Origin of the sequence: Saccharibacillus brassicae, from assembly GCF_006542275.1 — a bacterium.
GTDB lineage: Bacteria > Bacillota > Bacilli > Paenibacillales > Paenibacillaceae > Saccharibacillus > Saccharibacillus brassicae.
In genome coordinates this window covers 2944749-2960306 of record NZ_CP041217.1, presented here as the reverse complement: position 1 = coordinate 2960306, position 15558 = coordinate 2944749, and the positions used below count along the sequence as shown (strand labels likewise).

The 15558-nt window shown below is 57.7% G+C and carries 13 protein-coding genes; 5 read left to right on the top strand and 8 right to left on the bottom strand.

From position 1 onward, the window contains the following. Window positions 1–306: 306 nt before the first annotated feature. Entirely contained in the window at window positions 307–786 is a 480-nt protein-coding gene (locus FFV09_RS12375; protein ID WP_141448111.1) for an SRPBCC family protein, read from the bottom strand. Window positions 787–884: 98 nt separating this feature from the next. Beyond that, a complete protein-coding gene (locus FFV09_RS23760; RefSeq protein WP_170315012.1) occupies window positions 885–1055 on the bottom strand; it encodes a hypothetical protein in 171 nt (56 codons plus the stop codon). A 688-nt stretch (window positions 1056–1743) separates the two neighbouring features. On the opposite strand from FFV09_RS23760, the gene FFV09_RS12370 reads away from it, so the two are divergent. Further along, window positions 1744–1977 (top strand): COG3415 family protein, encoded by a 234-nt coding sequence (locus FFV09_RS12370; protein ID WP_141448110.1) that lies wholly within the window; start codon window positions 1744–1746, stop codon window positions 1975–1977. 262 nt (window positions 1978–2239) lie between these two features. Here the strand turns inward: FFV09_RS12370 and FFV09_RS12365 are convergent, their stop codons facing one another. Continuing rightward, window positions 2240–3463, bottom strand: coding sequence for a GTP-binding protein (locus tag FFV09_RS12365; protein ID WP_141448109.1), 1224 nt, complete (start codon window positions 3461–3463; stop codon window positions 2240–2242). A 391-nt stretch (window positions 3464–3854) separates the two neighbouring features. Between FFV09_RS12365 and FFV09_RS12360 the strand changes: the two genes are divergently transcribed. Further along, window positions 3855–4049 carry a hypothetical protein gene (locus FFV09_RS12360; protein ID WP_141448108.1) on the top strand — a complete coding sequence of 65 codons (195 nt, stop codon included), beginning with the start codon at window positions 3855–3857 and terminating at the stop codon, window positions 4047–4049. Between the two features lie 116 nt (window positions 4050–4165). Here FFV09_RS12360 and FFV09_RS12355 read toward each other — a convergent pair whose 3' ends face one another. Further along, window positions 4166–5317, bottom strand: coding sequence for an MFS transporter (locus tag FFV09_RS12355; protein WP_141448107.1), 1152 nt, complete (start codon window positions 5315–5317; stop codon window positions 4166–4168). A 156-nt stretch (window positions 5318–5473) separates the two neighbouring features. Between FFV09_RS12355 and FFV09_RS12350 the strand changes: the two genes are divergently transcribed. Continuing rightward, window positions 5474–6373 (top strand): LysR family transcriptional regulator, encoded by a 900-nt coding sequence (locus tag FFV09_RS12350; protein ID WP_141448106.1) that lies wholly within the window; start codon window positions 5474–5476, stop codon window positions 6371–6373. Between the two features lie 84 nt (window positions 6374–6457). Here FFV09_RS12350 and FFV09_RS12345 read toward each other — a convergent pair whose 3' ends face one another. The 3 genes from FFV09_RS12345 to FFV09_RS12335 form a co-directional block, all read right to left on the bottom strand. Further along, a complete protein-coding gene (locus FFV09_RS12345) occupies window positions 6458–7795 on the bottom strand; it encodes an ABC transporter substrate-binding protein (RefSeq protein WP_141448105.1) in 1338 nt (445 codons plus the stop codon). 151 nt (window positions 7796–7946) lie between these two features. Then, complete coding sequence (locus tag FFV09_RS12340) at window positions 7947–8786, bottom strand: carbohydrate ABC transporter permease (RefSeq protein ID WP_141448104.1); 840 nt, start codon at window positions 8784–8786, stop codon at window positions 7947–7949. Further along, entirely contained in the window at window positions 8787–9647 is an 861-nt protein-coding gene (locus FFV09_RS12335; protein WP_141448103.1) for a carbohydrate ABC transporter permease, read from the bottom strand. A 169-nt stretch (window positions 9648–9816) separates the two neighbouring features. On the opposite strand from FFV09_RS12335, the gene FFV09_RS12330 reads away from it, so the two are divergent. Then, complete coding sequence (locus FFV09_RS12330) at window positions 9817–11691, top strand: cache domain-containing sensor histidine kinase (protein WP_170315011.1); 1875 nt, start codon at window positions 9817–9819, stop codon at window positions 11689–11691. 48 nt (window positions 11692–11739) lie between these two features. Then, window positions 11740–13071 carry a response regulator transcription factor gene (locus FFV09_RS12325; RefSeq protein WP_141448101.1) on the top strand — a complete coding sequence of 444 codons (1332 nt, stop codon included), beginning with the start codon at window positions 11740–11742 and terminating at the stop codon, window positions 13069–13071. 320 nt (window positions 13072–13391) lie between these two features. Here the strand turns inward: FFV09_RS12325 and FFV09_RS12320 are convergent, their stop codons facing one another. Next, window positions 13392–15083, bottom strand: coding sequence for a methyl-accepting chemotaxis protein (locus tag FFV09_RS12320; protein WP_170315010.1), 1692 nt, complete (start codon window positions 15081–15083; stop codon window positions 13392–13394). Window positions 15084–15558: the final 475 nt, after the last annotated feature.

Below are 15558 nucleotides of genomic sequence, written 5' to 3'. Positions count from 1 at the left end.
AGCCACAGTAGCGTGATCAGGGAGCCCGCAGAGGCGGGACCGGGGAACGGCAGGCCGCATGAAGCGGCTCCTTCGCGACAAAATCGAAAAAGAGCCGAAATAAGTGCTTAACTACACTTATTTCGGCTCTTTTTTGGCTTTTTTCACAATTAACGTCCTGGCGACACTTAATCGGCTGCTTTTGCCCGCGTCCCACTATTTTTCCGCAAAATAAGTGTACTTACGCACTTATTCCAAAAACAGGCCATGCGCGCGCAAAATTAACGACGTTTTCGCAGTTATTTCCACGACTCGCCCGCACCCGCCTCACTCTGCCATGCCCGGCTGAACGAGCCGCACGCCGAGGCGGCGGGTCAATCCTTCGATACAGTCGGCCATCACCCGGTTGTGGTTCCACACGAACGCGGGACGGAAAAAGGGCGCCCACAGGTTCATCCAGCGCTTCTTCGTCCGCACTTCCCACGTATAGCGGACGCGGGTGCAGTCGCCGACCTGTTCGAACTCCAGCCGTCCGCTGCCTTCGAGGTGGCCGTCGGCGCGCAGTTCGATCAGGTTCGGGCTGCGCTTCTCCACGATGCGTGCGGTAAAAGCCAGCTTATACAGCATCCGGCTCCGAATCACGGTCAAATATTCGTCGCCGATCCCGTCGCCGGAAGGGCCCGATTTGATTTTGCGAATGCAACAGCCGCGCCACCAATCCGCCTGTTCCGGTTCTTCGATCAGTCTCCACAAAGCTTCCGCGCTCGTCTCCAACATCCAGTCGCTGACGAATCGGTATCCGTTCATGGCTTGTCGCCTCCCGACGCTTGAGTCTCTTCCCTTCATTAACACCAAGCGAGGAAATTGAACATCCGGGAGCCAACGCTTTCTGCTTCTGACCAGTTCTAACCATTAAGCCAAAAGACGGCTGTAATAAAAACAAGTAGTACAATTGCAAAGCTCAAACTTGCTAAGAAGATATCTGCTTTCGGCGCAGCCTTGTTAATTATTTTGAGCGACTTCCATACAAAAACAAAGCCAAAAATGCTCACTAAAATCATCGAAATAATATCCATTTTAGGCATCATCCTTTATTTCAAATAATCCGTCTGTGTCCAACTCCATGTATCTGAGCTTGGAATCGCATTTTCATAACCATATTCTACACTTAAACTAATAGAAGGTTCTTTTGCAAAAGAGAATTCTCCTGAAGGGTTTACACGAAGACGTTTGTGGAAATAATTAGAAACCATTGAGCTTGTGACAACATTTCCACTATAATCATGTCCACGTTGTAGAGTAACTGTTGCCCATCCTTTATGTTCCTGAGGTCTACCGTTACTAACTAGATTAGCTACCCATCCAATACCTGTGCCTGGTTGAATATCTTCGAATCCGCTTTGTTGGACAAGTAATTTTTAATTTTTTCATTTACTTACTCCCATTTTTTTAATTAAAAATTACTATTACTATATTAGCCCAATTCAAAAAAATAATCATTGATAAATCAATTACAAAATGTTTTGAAGAACCAAACTTTAAATAAAATAATTCCTTTTCTTCGAAAAATTTATATGACAATATGCCCTTTTTTCTGGAGTTATTCGTACGTATACTCGCATCTAACCATTCAAAGGTCAGTTCTTAATCAAATTAGGCGCGTATTCGAGTGATTCGAGTGATGAATCGATCACTTTAGTAAAATCGTGAAGTTACAATGAAGAAAAAATCCGAGAACATGGAAGTGAGCAGATTTTAGCTGTTTTGCTGCATCTGGAAGGGAGAGCGTTACAAGAAATTGCGGACATTTTGCACCAGACTCGCCAGACGATTGGCGAATATGTATGCCGCTACCCAAACGGTGGCTTAAGCAAGCTTAAGTTGTATCATTCTCCGGGCAAACCACTTTTACACACACCCCAAAAGAAAAAACAATTAGCCGAAGCCCTAAAAAACCAAATTGCAGATGATCTGGGTTTTGAAGTAAAAGGCACTTAGACGTTAAAACTTGTCAACGCTTACGTAGAGATGAATTTTGGCCAAGTATTCACCGGAGATGAAGCTGGTGGAAGGCTTGTAGAAATGGCTGAAAGGCGATATGATCCACAATGTTTTTTATCCTAAAACCCACAAAATCCGTCTAGCTGTACGTCGGTTTATGAAGCAGGTCAACCAGAATGCGCAAGAAGTGATCGATCTGCTTTGTTTGAATGTCTAATTATTTAATTCAATTTATATGGATTGAAATTGAAGACATGCTCTAAGCCCTAACCGGTTTGAACGGATTCGGGAACGTCTGCCAATCCTGCTCCAGCTCCGCATCGGTCAGCAGCGCCGCATCCAGCGACCGTTCGATCGCTTCCCGGTCCATGCCGATGCCGATCAGTACAAGCTTCGTCACGCGGTCGCCCCAGCGGTCGTCCCAATCCGGGGAATTCTCCAGCGATTCGCCTTCGCCGAAATAGAACTCCCGCTCTTCCGGCGTCAGCGCCGAGACCCACATGCCTGCGCTCGTGAATTCTTTCGAGCGGCCGGCCTGGCTGAACGAATACGCTTTGCGGTTGTCGAACGCCATCCAGACGATGCCTTTGGAACGCACGACCGCTTCCGGCCAGCGCGCCAACCAGCGGCCGAAGCGTTCGGGATGGAACGGCACTTTTCTTTTATACACAAAAGAATGAATCCCGTACTCTTCCGTCTCCGGCGCATGTTCTTCCCGCTCCAGCTCCTGAATCCAGCCCGCCGAGACGCTGGCGCGTTCGAAATCGAACTTGCCGGTGTTGAGAATCTCCGCCGCATCGACCTGCCCGTTGATGGAGCGAATAAAGGTCGCCGTCGGCTGAAGGCTGCGCAGCACCTGTTCCAGACGGTCCAGCTCGGCCGGTTCCACCAGATCGCATTTGTTCAAAATGAGCACGTCGCAGAACTCCACCTGTTCGACCAGCAGGTCGACGATGCTCCGTTCGTCTTCCGCCTCGACTTCCTGCCCGCGATCCCGCAGCTTCTCGCGCGATTGGTAATCGGTCCAGAATTCCGCCGCGTTCACGACCGTCACCATCGTATCGAGCCGCGTCAGCTGCGTCAGGTCGATGCCGTTCTCCTCGTCCACGTAGCTGAACGTCTGCGCTACCGGCACCGGCTCGCCGATACCCGTCGATTCGATCAGGATATAGTCGAAGCGTCCTTCTTCCGCCAGCCGCTCCACTTCCGTCAGCAGGTCTTCGCGCAGCGTGCAGCAGATGCAGCCGTTCGACATCTCGACCAGCTTCTCGTCGATCCGCGACAGTCCGCCGCCGCCCCGGATCAGGTCCGCGTCGATATTCACTTCGCTCATGTCGTTGACGATCACGGCGACCCGGAGTCCGGTCCGGTTGTTGAGCACATGGTTGAGCAGCGTCGTCTTGCCGGAACCCAGATAGCCGCTGAGAACGGTAACGGGGATGCGCCGGTCTTCGCCTGCCGGTTGTGCGTAAGATTGGTTCATGGAGAGTTCACGCTCGCTTTCAAAAAAGAATGGGTGGAAAAAGAAGCTGGGCCGCAGGCTTGTATCTTGGGAGTGCGAGTTGGCTACTCGATATTAATCGTAATTATTACGATTAATATCGTTACCATCTTAACCACTTCCCCGCCGGCTTGTCAACGGAAGGTCGGAGAACGGGAGTTGAATAAGGGTTGAGTGATGGAGCGCCCGAATCGAATAACGGCGAACGGGAGTGAAAAGATTGGAGAACGACGATCCGCGATAGGGGTAAAAGAATTAGGAAGACGAAACTTGCCCCTGCTGCCGTAACGAAAAGGCACGGACTATCGTTCAATCGGAAACGGCTGCCTTGAGATTGGCCGATCAAAATTCGTTCGAAATAAGGAGGATTTCCATGAAACTGCCCGAACATTTCCGTCTGCTCGACTATATCGTATTTTTCGTTGTCGTTGCGGGTCTCGGCATCCTCAACATCATGTCTCCCGGCCCGTGGCTCGCTCCCGTGATTCTATCGATTGCGGCCGGGATTGGTGCCAGCCTCGTACTGGGCACGTTTACGAACGTGGTGTTTAGACGGCATCGCAAGTAGACGGTGCCGTTAGAATCCCCGACATCCCGACATCCGCAAACAGCCAAAAAGCGCACGCAAAGCGTACGCTTCTCCGGGGCTCTCCCGGGCTGCCCCAGTCCCTGCCCTCTCCCGATTCAATCCGCCCGGCGGGCGTTCGCGCCGCCGGTCATCTTCCATTGAACTCCCATCATCGCCGCAATCATGACGAGCAGCAGCGACAGCGGCGCGGCAAATGTGCCGGCGGCATCGTGCAGCAGCCCGATCGCGAGCGGGCCCAGCGCGCCGATCACGTAGCCGCCGCCCTGGGTCATCGCCGCCCAGCCGCCGGCTTCTTCCGGCGACTTCGCTTCCGCGATCGGCAGCATCAGCGCAAGCGGGAACAGTCCGCCGGCGCCGAGGCCGAGGCTGACGGCGGCCAGCAGCGCGGGAGCGCCGGCCAGCAGCAGGACGATCCCGGCCAATTCGAACGTGCTGCACAGCAGCAGGACGATTCTTGTCTGCCCGAACTTCGCTACGATTCCGGGCACGATCAGCGATACCGGAATCTGGATCAAGGCGAACACGGTCAGACATACGGCGGCTTCGCCCGGCGTATAGCCGAGACTGACCGCGATCGGCGCGATCCACGCCGTCACCGAATAGAAGATGCCGGCCATAAGGCCGAAGAACAGCGTCAGCCGCCTCGCCTGCCGGCTGCGCAAAGGCAGCGCGTACGGCATCCGCGCGGCCGATTCGCTGCGGCGGCGGGCCAGCGCCGCCCAGATCAGCAGCGCCGCCAGGCCCGGCAGCGCCCAGATGGCCAAAGCGAACGGCAGATGCTGCCCGCTGCGCTCGTACAGCGGCACGGACAGACCGGACGAGAGTGCCGCTCCGGCTGTCATCGCCGCGGAATAGACGCTGACGACCGCGGGATGGGCGGGGAAATATTTCTTGATAAAAGCGGACAGCAGCGGACCGGCCAGGCTGATGCCGATTCCGCCGGCGACGGCTGTCATAATCAGCAGCGATACCGATTCGCCGATGCCGCGGAGCGCCGTCATGCCCGTAATGAGCAGCAGCGCTGCCCAGATCGTGCGTTCCAGGCCGATCCGGCCGCTGATACCCGCCGCAAGCGGCGCGAACAAGCCCATGCACAGCACCGGCAGCGTCGTCAGCAGGCTCGCGGCGGTGCCGCTCATGCCGAGATGGCTCTGGATCGTGGCGAGCAAAGGCGCAGCCGAAGTCATCAGCGGACGCAGGTTCAACGCCGCGACCACAATCGCCAGGATCAAATAAATTTTTCTCATCTTCCACGCCTCCTTTGTACTCCATCGAATTTATGCCGAATCGACAAGATGCCGAATCGACTTCGACCTCAGTATAGGCACCGCATAATGATTGATCAATCCTATTATTTTTATTATTATGATAGTAAAAAACTATGATTGGAGCGAAACCGACGTATGGATACGCGCAATATCCGGTATTTTCTCGCCGTATACGAGCATCTGCATTTTACGCGGGCCGCCGAGCAGCTCGGCATCTCCCAGCCGACGTTAAGCCAGCAGATCCGCGCGCTCGAAGCGGAAGTCGGCATTCCGCTGTTCGATCGGATCGGCAAAAAAGTCGTCGTTACCGAAGCGGGCAAAATGCTGAAACATTACGGCACCAAGATGCTGCAGGCGGAAATGGACATCCAAACGGCCGCGACGGAACTCCGCTCGGGCAGTCAGGGCGAGATTCGCCTCGCGGCGCTGCCTTCGGATCTCGATTTTCGCCTCGTGCCGCTGTTCGTCCGGTTCAAGACCAAATACCCCGACACGCGCCTGCAGGTGATCTCGACCATTTTCGCGTACGAGGAAGTGCTCGGGCACAAGGTCGATCTGGGCATCGGGCTGCAGGGTCCGGCAGACGACCGGCTCACCCGTATTCCGCTCTGCTCGGAGCCGTACGGCCTGCTCGTTCGCGCAGGCAGCAAGCTGGCCGGCCGCAAACGGATCACGCTTGCGGACCTGCGCAGCCATCCGCTCGTCATGTATCCCAAAGGCTACGTGGGCCGCGACCTCGTCGACGAGACCTGCCGCAGGCAGGGCTTCGAATTGACGACGGCGATGGAGACCGATTCGGCCGTCTCGCTGCTCCAGCTCGTGTCCGCCGGGATCGGCGCGGCGGTGCAGCCGGTCGGACTGATCGGGCAGAACGGCGGCGCTTACCCGGATATCGTCGCCGTGCCGCTCTCCGGAGAAGTGCCGGTGCGGCATCTGGAACTGACCTATTACACGGATCGGTTCCTGACCGGCGCGCAGCGGGAACTGATCCGCTGGTTGACCGACTTTTTTGCGCCAATGAGACCTTTGCCCTGATTGCTCCGCCGCCTCTTCTGCATAGAAAAAAGCTCCCGAGACCTGGGGTCCGGGAGCTTTTCGGCGTGCGCGGTGTCGTTTCGCTTACTTTTTAGCCAATTTCAGAACCGTTTCGTCCATCTGTTTGAACAGTTCTTCCTTCGTGATCTTCTTCGCTACATAGGCTTGCATCAGGGCGCCGAATTCCTGGCTTGTGCCGTCCGGCAGCTTAGGCCACTGCCAACCGAGCGTCTTGTCGGCCTGTACGTATTCCTGGATGCCTGCGGCAATGTCGCCGAGCTGTTCCGGTTCGTACGTGATCGTCTTGAGCGCCGGGATGAATTTGAATTCTTCGACCGTGTAGCGTTTGCCTGTCTCGGATGTCACCATCCAGTTGAGGAACTTTTTCGCTTCTTCTTTGTTCGCCGAGTCTTTGTTCACGACCCAGTTGTTCGGCACGCCGACGAAGATGTTGTCGTTCAGCGCGACGTCGTCGTTGATCGGCATCGGCAGGATGCCGATTTCGACTTCCGGATCGATTCCGTCGATCTGGACCTGCGTCCAGTTGCCCTGCTGCGTCATCGCTGCCATGCCGGAAGCGAATTCGGTCATTTGCGTGTTGTAGTCGGTCGTCAGAGGACGATCGTTGCTGAATTCCATCGTCAGATCGACGAGGTCGATCCACTGGTTGAAGATTTCGTTGTCCGCTACGGACGTCTTGCCTTCTCTCCAGTCGGCGATGAACTTGTCCGGATCGGCCTGCTTGGCATACGCGTCATTGACCAAATGCTGGCCGATGACCCACCATTCCTGGTAGCCGTTCTCGAACGGCACGATGCCGGCGTCTTTGAGCTTCTGGGCCGCTTCGCGCAGGGCGGTAAGCGTCGTCGGAATTTCGGTGATGCCCGCCTGTTCGAACAGCGCTTTGTTGTACAGGAAGCCGTACCCTTCGATGTTCATCGGCAGGCCGTACAGCTTGCCGTCCATCGTCATCGGATCTTTGACGTTGTCGGTCAGATCGGCTACCCACGGCTGATCGGACAGATCTTCCATACGGTCTTTCCACAGCTGCGCTTCGTTGTAGCCGCCGTTGTTGAAAATGTCCGGCTCGTCGCCCGAAGCGAACTTCGCTTTGAGGGCCGCGCCGTAATCCGCGCCGCCGCCGACCGTTTCGATCGTGATGTTGACGCCGGTTTCTTTTTTGTATTCGGCCAGCAGTTTCTCCATCGCGTCGGCGATTTCGACTTTGAACTGGAACATCTTGAGCGTAACGTCGGAAGCCGGCGCGTCGCCGTCTCCGCCCGAATCCGTCGTCCCTGCCGTCGTGCCGGTTCCTCCGGTCGCGCCGGTCTCCGGATTCGGCATGGCGCCTCCGCCTCCGCAGGCGGCGAGCAGCGAAACCATCAGCAGCAGCGCCATGGTGAGAAAGCTCGTTTTTTTCATGTGTACAGCCTCCCTTTTGTGTGTGTTGAAGCTTTTTTGTGCAATTCGTGCCAGATCTGACCCGCTCTTCCCATTCGTGCGGCGAGCGATTACAATAAGATTGCTTTTATGTGATATTGCGACTTGCCAGGGTATAGGGGGTACGGTTGGATCAACCTTTGACCGCGCCTGCCGCGATGCCGGCAATGATATGCTTTTGCAGCGCGAGGAAGAAGATGATGATCGGCGCGATGCCCATCAACAGTCCCGCGAGCGCCAGATCCCACTGCTTCGTATACTGCGAGAAGAACGCGTTCGTGGCCAGCGGAATCGTGCGCAGATCCGCGTTGCCCCCGACGATCAGGAGCGGCAGCAGGAAGTCGTTCCAGATCCAGAGCGTGTTCAGGATGAACACGGTGACGATCATCGGCTTGAGCAGCGGCACGACGATTCGGAAAAAGACGCCGAACGGTGAGCAGCCGTCCATGATGCCCGCTTCCTCGACTTCGATCGGTACCGATTTTACGAAGCCGTGGAACAGGAAAATGGTCAATGAAGCGCCGAAGCCGAGGTAACAGATGATGAGTCCCGGCAGGTTGCCGGTCAGATTCAGGTTGGCCGCGACGCGGACCAGCGGAATCATGATCGACTGGAACGGAATGACCATCGCGGCGACGAACGCCATGAACACGATGTTGTTGAAGCGGCTCGGGTGCCGGACCAGCCGGTACGCGGCCATCGAACAAAACAGCGCCAGCAGCACGTTCGCCAGAATCGTAATGACGAGCGAGTTGGTGAAAGCTTTTGGAAACTCGAGGATTTCCCAGGCCCGCGTAAAGTTGTCGAAGGTGACCGCTTTGGGAAGCGCGGCCGAGTCCTTGAGAATGTCGGCGAACTTCTTGAGCGAATTGACGACGACGAAGTAGAACGGAACGAGGAACAGCAGCGCCAGCAGGACGGCGATCACTTCAAGCAGCAGCGTTCGTCCGGAATATTTGCGACCCGTCTCCATTTAGGACTGTACCTCCCTTCTCTTCGTGAACCAGACTTGCAGCGACGAGACGGCGGCGACGATGACGAAGAACAGAAGCGCTTTCGCCGTGCCCAGTCCGTAGTTGCTGTTCGTGAACGCCTCGGTGTAGATGTTGAGCGCCAGCGATTCGGTCGAACCGAACGGCCCGCCTCTCGTCAGCGACAAGTTGAGGTCGAACATTTTGAAAGCGTTGGACATCGACAGGAACAGGCAGACCGTGATAGCCGGCATGATCAGCGGGAACGTGATGAAGCGCAGTTTTTGCATATACCCCGCTCCGTCGATCTCCGCCGCTTCGATCAGCGAACGGTCGACGTTCATCAGTCCGGCGATGTAGATGATCATCATGTAGCCGGCCGCCTGCCAGACGAACACGATGACGATGCCCCAGAAGCCGGTCGCTTCCGTGCCGAGCCATTCAAGGTTGAAAAAGCCGATGCCGGTCGCTCTGCCGACGGCCGCGAAGCCGCGGATGAAGATGAACTGCCAGATGAAGCCGAGCAGCAGGCCGCCGATGACGTTCGGGATGAAGAAGAGCGTCCGCAGCAGGTTGCGCATCTTGAGCGGCTGCACGAGCAGCAGGGCGAGCAGGAACGCGATCACGTTGGTCAGGATAACGACCGCCAACGTAAATCGAATGGTGAACCAGAAGGAAGCCCAAAATTTCGTATCCGCGAACATCGCGGTAAAGTTGCGTGCCCCTACCCAGTTCACCGTAACCGCGACTCCGTTCCAGTCCGTGAACGAGTAATACATGCCCAGGAAAAACGGGATGACGACGATAACGACGAAGAAAAGCAGCGACGGACCCAGAAATACGCTCTGCATCAGTAAATTCATCCAGCGCTTGCGTCCTGCCAAAGTGGTGCACCTCCCGTTTCGGTCTTTATTTAAGCTGTGCGTTTATTATATGCTGAAGAAGAAAGCGCTAACATGGAAAGAAATGACGAATACAGTGGACTATATTGACCTGCTCCGTCATTCGGGGTCCGGGAGAAAGGAGAGCCGTATGTTCCGCCATTCCATCCGCAGCAAATTGATCGCCTTTTTGGTCTTCGCCACCGCTCTGCCCATCCTGCTCTCCGCTCTGGTCGCCTACAATTTGACGAAGGAAAACGTCAAGCGCAGCGCGATCGAGGACAACGCCAGCCTGCTCTACCAGGGGCAGACGAATATCGTCAATTATCTCGATACGGTCAACAAGCTGTCCCTGCAAATTTACGACGAGTCGGTCTACGGCGACACGCTGATCGACATTATGCTGTCCGGCTCGGACGAGCTGGAAGCCGGCCTCGACCGCAACGACGTCATGGGCGCGCTGCGGCGAACGTATTATTCGATCGACGGGATCTATCAAGTGTTTTTGCATATCGACAAAAGCAGCAATTCGTATCTGTATTACGCGGGCAAACCGTACGGGCCGACCCGGCAGGACCAACTTCCGGAGTATCGCAAATGGAAATCCCAGGCGTTCGCCGACGTGACGCACCGGGCCGGCACCTACCGGCTGCGCCCGGAGAACGAAGAACGCTCGACGGACGTGTTCACGTTCAACCGCGTCGTGTACAATATTCCGCGCAAAGAAAAAGCCGGGCTGCTGGCGATCGACGTGCGGATCGATTTCCTCCGCTCGCTGACCCAGCGCCTGGCGGCGGAAGGCGAGCAGGTGTACATCGTCGACCGCGAAGGACGGCTGATCGTCGGCCCGCCCGACCGGATCGGCCAGAAGCCCGAGCTGAACGGGCTGGACGAGGTGCTGGCGGCGAGCGGCGAATCGGGCTATACGGTGCAAAAAGACGGCAAGGACACGTTCCTGTTCTACGAGCGGGTCCGAAGTCCTCTGGCCGACTGGCTGATCGTCAAAAGCGTCGATACGGACACGCTGTACCGGCGCGAGCGCCAGATTCTGCTGCTGAACGCGGCGGTCGGCGCCCTGTCGCTGATCGTGGTCGTCGTGGCGACGGCGTTCATCTCGCTCAAGTTCACCCGGCCGATCCGCAAGCTGATCCGCGGCATGCAGCAGGTGGAGTCGGGCGGCCAGCCGCTGGAGCTGGAGACGGAGCGCACCGACGAATTCGGCGTGCTGTCGCGGCGGTTCGAAGGCATGGTGCGGCGGCTGAACGATTCGATCCTCAAGCAGTACCGCCTGGAGATCATGAACAAGACGAACCAGCTCCGGGCGCTGGAAGCGCAGGTCAATCCGCATTTTCTCAACAATGCCCTCCAGTCGATCGCGACGCTCGCGCTCAAAAAAGGCGACCGCGACGTCTACGGGCTGATTACTTCGCTCGGGCGCATGATGCACTATAATATGCATGTCGGCGACGCTTTCGTGCCGCTGAGCCGCGAGATCGAATACGTGCAGGATTATTTGGGCCTTCAGCGCCACCGGTTCCAGGGCAGCTTCCGGTTCTCGCTCGAAATCGAGCCGGAAGCGCGAAACGTGCAGGTGCCGCGCATGATTCTCCAACCGCTGGCGGAAAATTATTTCAAGCACGCGGGCGAGACGTTCGAGCGCGAAGGCGTGCTGCGCATCCGCGCTTTCCTGCGCCGGAGCGGCGAGGAACTGCCGCTGCCGGACTGGACGGAAGCCGAAGCGGCCGCGAACGGCCGGACGCCAGGCGAGCTGATCGTGATCGTGGCCGACAACGGCCCGGGTATCGAACCCGAACTTCGGCGCGAGCTGCAGGCGATGCTCGACCGGCCGCTCGTGTTCGGACAGAACACGGAGTCGGCGCATATCGGACTGCGCAGCGTCGGCGACCGGCTCCGGCTCTATTTCGGCGACTCCGCCGCCGTCTTCCTCAGCCAGGCGCTCGACGGCGGCCTGCAGGTCACGCTGCGCATCCCCCTGTTCGCCGAAGGCGAATTCCGCAAGCCCTGAGTCGATACGACCGTTAACGATTATGCACAGAAGGAGAAGCGATCACCTATGAAAGTACTTATCGTGGACGACGAGACCCATGTCAGGGAAGCCATTCGCCTGTTGATCGATTGGGATCGCTATGAACCGGCCGAAGTGCTGGAAGCTTCAAGCGGCCGCGAAGCGGTCGCCCTGATCGAGAGGCACGCGCCGCATATCGTGCTGACCGATATGATCATGCCCGCCGGAGGCGGCATTGACCTGCTGGAGTGGATCAGCCGCAGCGCGCCGGATACGAAGACGCTCGTCATCAGCGGGCACGGCGATTTCGATTTTGCCCGCCAGACGCTGCGCTACGGCGGCATGGATTACCTGCTGAAGCCGATCGACGCCGACCAGCTCAACGACTCGTTCTCGCGGGCCGTCCAGAGCTGGATGGCGAGCGAGTCCAGCCGGCGGCAGATGCTGGCGCAGACGATGGAAGTGAATCGGTTCAAGCCGCTCTACCGGGACAAGCTGTGTTCCGATATTCTCGGCGGCCCCGCGGCCCGCGAGAGCGCGGAGCGGGAATTCAGCGGCGAATTCGAGCTGCTCCAGCCTGCCGGCACGGTGCGCAGCGCCGTGATCCGGATGGACGAGGACTCCCCGCTGCTGATCAAGTACGCGGGACGTACGGAGCTGCTCTATTTCACGCTGGTCAACGTGGCGAACGAAGTGCTCGGCCGCGGCCACGACGGCTATGCGTTTCGCAATCTGGGCCGCGAGCGCGAAGTCGCGATCTTCTTCTGGAACGGCGCCGCGCACGCGGGCGAGCGGCTGCTGCGGACGAACGCGGGGCTCGAAGCCGTACTCGGCGAACCGCTGCATTTCGGGCTCGGCGGCTGCGCCGACGGGCTGTGCGACGGGCTGCGCGCGTCGTATCTCCAGGCCGAGGAAGCGCTGAAGAAGCGCCGCACGGCCGCCTCGGAGAAGATCGCGCCGGGCGCCGGTGCCGGCAGCGGCGCGGAACCCGACCTGCAGGGCGACCGCTACATTCACGCGTTCGAAGGCGCTTCGGCCGGCGGGCCCGGCGTCATGGAAGAGATCGCGGCGCATATTCGCGAACATTACCGCGAAGAGCTGTCGCTGCAGGACCTGGCGGACCGTTTCTTTTTGAGCCGCGAATACATCTCGCGCCGGTTCAAGCGGGAATTCGGCGAGAACGTCTTCGACTATTTGGCCAACGTGCGCCTCGAACGCGCCAAACGGCTGCTGCTCGACTCGGAGATGACGGTCGTGCGGATCGCCGATCTGGTCGGCTACCAGGACGAGAAATATTTCAGCCGTGTGTTCAAAAAATCGACCGGCTTCGCGCCGAACGAGTTCCGGCGCGAAGCCGGCACGCCAAAAGGCAGAGGGTAACCTTCTCCTTCTCTGCGCAGGCGCGTGCGTCCGAACCTAGAGAAGGCAAACTCAAGAAGGCAAACCTAAGAAGGTAAAAGCAAAAAAGCCGCGGCGCTCCGGTCTTCGTCCGCGTTCCTCTGAGGGAACGCGGACGAAAATCGATAGCGTGCGGCTTTTTGCGCTGTGCGGCAAGGCATTCTTCATACGGAATATAAGTGCGAAGAACAGCCTTCCTCGCTGTTGAAGAGCGGCCTTCCGTCCTGTTGAAGAAGGGCTTTTCTTCGTGTTGGTGTTGGTGTTGCTATGGCTGTCGCCGTTCCTGTCCGCAACGTCAGGCGTCAGACGCGGAACTGGCCGATCTCGCCCTGCAGTTCGCCGGACAGGCGGCTCAGCACTTCCGCCGAAGCCGATACTTCCTGCATCGAAGCGAGCTGCTGCTGCGAAGCGGCGGCCACGCCCTGCGAACGGGCCGAGATGTCCCGCGACAGTTCGGTCATGTCCCGCTCGGAGATCAGCGTCTGCTCCATGCCGGCCGATACCTGCTCGACGGCAGCGGCGGCTTCCTGCATGCGGCCGGTGATCTGCTGCAGCGAATCGTAGATACGGTAGAACGACTCGCCGGCCTGATTGGCCGTCTGCGCGCCGCCTTCGACTTCGCGCGATCCGTCCTCGATCGCCCGCACCGCTCCCTGAAGCTTGTCGGCGATGCCGCCGAGAATGGATTCCACCTCGGCCGCGGCCGTGCGGGACTGCTCGGCCAGCTTCTTCACTTCTTCGGCGACGACGCCGAAGCCCCGGCCGTGTTCGCCGGCTCTTGCCGCTTCGATCGAAGCGTTGAGCGCGAGCAGATTGGTCTGCCCGGCAATGCCGCCGATCGTCTGCACGATCTCCGAGATCCGCTTCGATTCGCGTTCCAGTTCGTTGACCGCTTCCGAAGACCGGCCCACGGTCTCCTGGGCGAGGCGCATCCGCTCCATCGTCTCGCCGATCAGCTTGGTGCCTTCCTGCGCGCCTTCGAGCGCCAGAATGGAAGCGCGCGAGACGTCCGACGTCGTGTCGGCGACGCGGCGCAGATTATGCCCGCCGTCTTCGAGCGCCAGCTTGTTCTCGTCCATGCCGGACATTTGGCGTTCCGCTCCGCTTGCGACGTTCATGATCGCGGCGGTGACGTGGTCGGCCGCTTCCGCCGCCTGTCCCGAATTTTTGAGCAGCATGTTCGAAGCGCCGGACACCTGCTCCGAACTGCTGCCGATTTTGACGATCAGGCCGCGCAAATTATTTTTCATCAGATTGAACGCGTCCGCCATCTCGCCGATCTCGTCGCGGTTCGACACTTTGAGGTCTTCTCCGCGCAGATCGCCTTCCGAAATCCTTTTCGCTTCGGCTGCGATCCGCGATACCGGACGCGCGATTTTGCGGCCGATCAGGAAAGCGATCAGCGAGCCCAGCAGCAGTCCCGCCGCGACGAGAACGATGATGATCGTCTCGATGCTTCTGACGTCCGCCGCGGTGTCCGCGATCGACGCTTCCAGCTGCGCGCGCTGCACGTCTTCCAACTGCTGCGAACGTTCGGCCAAGGCATCGGCCAGCGGCACGCATTCCGCTTCGACGACGCGCGTATATTCCGCCAGGTTGTTCGCCTGCTTGAGTGCGATCAATCGGCTGCCGACTTCGTCGTACTGCGTCTCAAGTGCGCCGATCTCGCTCAGCAGAGCCTGCGACTGCACATCGACCAGCAGCGTGTCCAACCGGTCGAGCTTGGACAGCATGTTGGCTTTGTTTTGCTGGAACGAATCCACATGGTCTTCATTACCCGTAATGAGGTAGCCGCGCAAATTTTTGGCCTGAGCGGTCGCTTCGTATTTGACGTCGGCGATCGTCTGAATCTCTTCCACGCGCCGGTCGATAAGGTCGTTGTAATTCCGGTGTACCTGTTCGACTTCGTAGAAACTGAAAGAAGCCAGGAAAAGCGTAATCAGCAGCACTCCGGCAAAACCCGCGTACAATGTCCGTCCGATTGTCATTTTCATTCTTTTTTCCCGCCTTGTCCGTGAATTTGGTCGTTCGTTCATTCGTCGGCAGGCGGTAAGAAAAAAGATCTTAGAGCCTGCTGTTGGTGCGTTGGCCGTTGCGTTGACCGTATGGAATGCGAGGCTGCCGACTTCCTGCCCGGCCGAATCCGCCAAGGGAAAGGCCGTTCGAACAACGAATCGGACTCGCTTATGTACTAGGACATTTGGTGTCTTCCCGTCTCCGTTATCTATGGTTATTTAGACTCAATATTTAAATTTGAAACAAAAGAATGCGGCAAAGCATAATTCACAGAAATGGTTCCTTGTACCTAATTTATGCCTGAATTATTCATTTATTCTCTCCGCGCGCTTACTCTGCGTTCGATCCGTATGCGCGCCCACGGAACCCGCTCCGGGGCCCGGCGCTTCCCTGCTGCCCGTTGCGGGTATTATGATAGAGAGAAGTCATAAGGCTGCACATTGCTAAAAGATC